Origin of the sequence: Phenylobacterium sp. (assembly GCF_037138395.1) — a bacterium.
Taxonomy (GTDB): Bacteria; Pseudomonadota; Alphaproteobacteria; order Caulobacterales; family Caulobacteraceae; genus Phenylobacterium.
Window position 1 is genome coordinate 1 of sequence record NZ_JBAXIM010000251.1, and the last position, 1,966, is coordinate 1,966.

Genomic DNA, 1,966 nt, shown 5'->3' on the forward strand with positions numbered 1-1,966 from the left:
AGGAATCTCCCGACCCCCCGCTTGCGCTTTTTCGCCCGTGCGACTAGGTACTGCGCCCTCGCCGCAAGGCGTTGCGCGCCCGTAGCTCAGCTGGATAGAGCATCAGACTACGAATCTGAGGGTCGGACGTTCGAATCGTTCCGGGCGCGCCATTTTCTCCGTCAAAGCGGAAGAATTCTGGTCGCGCACCGCCGGTCAGGGCGCACCCTCCCCGGCCAGATCCCAGGGCCTCCGTTTCGGCGCGCCTCTGTCTGATGGCGCGATCGACGCGACTTCATGGCTTTGCCGCCTTTCCCCTATACTGGTCTGCAAGCCCGTGTCCCTGCTGCGCTGGATGAACCCGATGTACAGTCGCTTGAAACTCGACATCGGTTGGGGCGACCTCCTCTGGGCGGCGGTGGGCGCACCCGTGTCAAGGGACGACACAAGGGTCGCCGAAGCCGTGGTCGAGAAGTACTTCGCACCCGGGCGCGTGGTGATCGGCCTGTCCGTCCGGACAGTGTTCGACGCCCTGCTGAGCGAAGTGGGGCCGCCGCCGCAATCAAGTGTCCTGATGTCCGGCATCAACATCCAGAACATGGCCGACATCGTGCGGGCGCATGATCTGACCATTGAGGCGGTCGATCTCGACCTGACGACCCTGGCGCCGGAGCCCGACACCTTGTTGAACGCCCAAGGGCGATGCGGGGCGAGATTGTGTGTCGTGACGCAACTGTATGGCGGCGTCAGCGAAGTTTGGGATGCAGCCGAACTCAGGAAGCGTGGCGTGCTCGTTGTCGAGGACGCCGCCCAGGCCTTCTCAGGCGACGGGTATCAAGGTTTGTCAGACGCCGATGTGACACTCTTTAGCTTCGGACCAATCAAGCGCAGGACCGCCTTGGGTGGTGGGGTCGCTGTGTTTCGCGATCCAGATTTGGCGGCGCGCGTCCGGCAGCGGCTCGAGACTTATGACCTTGTCAAGGAGCGATGGTTCCGCGCCCGGGCCGTGAAGTATTTGATTCTGAAGCTTGCGAGCACACCGTGGGTTTATGCAGGGGTGATAAGGGCGATCGCTGCCTTAGGGCGTGACCCTGACTCGGTCATTGGCGGCGCGGCTCGTGGCTTTGGCGGGCAGGACCTACTTGAGGCGATAAGGAAACAGCCGCCGAGACGACTGGTCTCGCTGATGGCGCGCCGAATTGCGGCGTCGCCCGATCCCGAGTTTCGTCGCCGAATCGGTCGCGCCTTCGTGGATGCTTTGCCAGAGAACGCCCAGGTAGGTGGCTGTGTTCAGACCTCAGCGTTCTGGCTCATGCCCGTTCGCGCCTCCGATCCGGTTGGGGTCATAGATCGTCTGCGCGCCGCCGGTTTCGACGCCACGCGAGGGGCGACCAGTCTGCGAGCGCTCGCGCCGGATCAAACTGCAACGGCGAAGGGTCTCATCGAAAACGTTGTCTACGTACCCAATCCGGCAGACCTTTCCGAGAAGGAGCGCGGCAGACTCCTTGCCGTCGTTTGCGCAGCGTTGGCGGAGGGTGGGAGAGAAGGTGATCATGATGGCGACGCAGATTTGAGTGACGCCGGCCGCCCCGCCCCTAGGCCAACTTTACCCACCTGAGTGGACATCGGGTCTCGTGACCCCCACAACCGGGGAACGACCAGGGGGGCGAGATCACGGGCGCCCTGATGCGCTCACTCGGCTTTCGGAAGGGCCCCGAGAAAGAGTTTACGCAGCATTGCGGGGCCAAGACGGCGGCCACCTGGCTCTGACGCCCTCACCCCTCCCGCAAGAACCGCCATGTCATCATCAGCCTCGGCGCCGCTGACGCATTCGGCGCGGCCGTGTGCAGGGCCCTCATGTCCATCAGCCAGAGGTCGCCGGGGGCGCCGGTCAGCTCCACCACCTCGATGGGCACGCCGTCGGCCTCGCCCAGGGGGCCGGGGGCGGCCGGGCGGTCGGGGTGGACCGGGTCCATCAGGCGGGCGA

At 64.8% G+C, this 1,966-nt stretch carries 2 protein-coding genes and 1 tRNA gene; 2 read left to right on the forward strand and 1 reads right to left on the reverse strand.

Annotated features, from left to right (window positions below):
- The first annotated feature begins 75 nt into the window (after positions 1-75).
- Both WCJ52_RS12905 and WCJ52_RS12910 read left to right on the forward strand, forming a co-directional pair.
- A tRNA-Arg gene (locus WCJ52_RS12905) sits at positions 76-152 on the forward strand.
- Between the two features lie 203 nt (positions 153-355).
- Entirely contained in the window at positions 356-1,597 is a 1,242-nt protein-coding gene (locus WCJ52_RS12910; RefSeq protein WP_336903708.1) for a DegT/DnrJ/EryC1/StrS family aminotransferase, read from the forward strand.
- A 157-nt stretch (positions 1,598-1,754) separates the two neighbouring features.
- Here WCJ52_RS12910 and WCJ52_RS12915 read toward each other — a convergent pair.
- Positions 1,755-1,966 (reverse strand): hypothetical protein (locus tag WCJ52_RS12915; protein WP_336903709.1); only part of this gene is annotated, 212 nt, incomplete at its 5' end.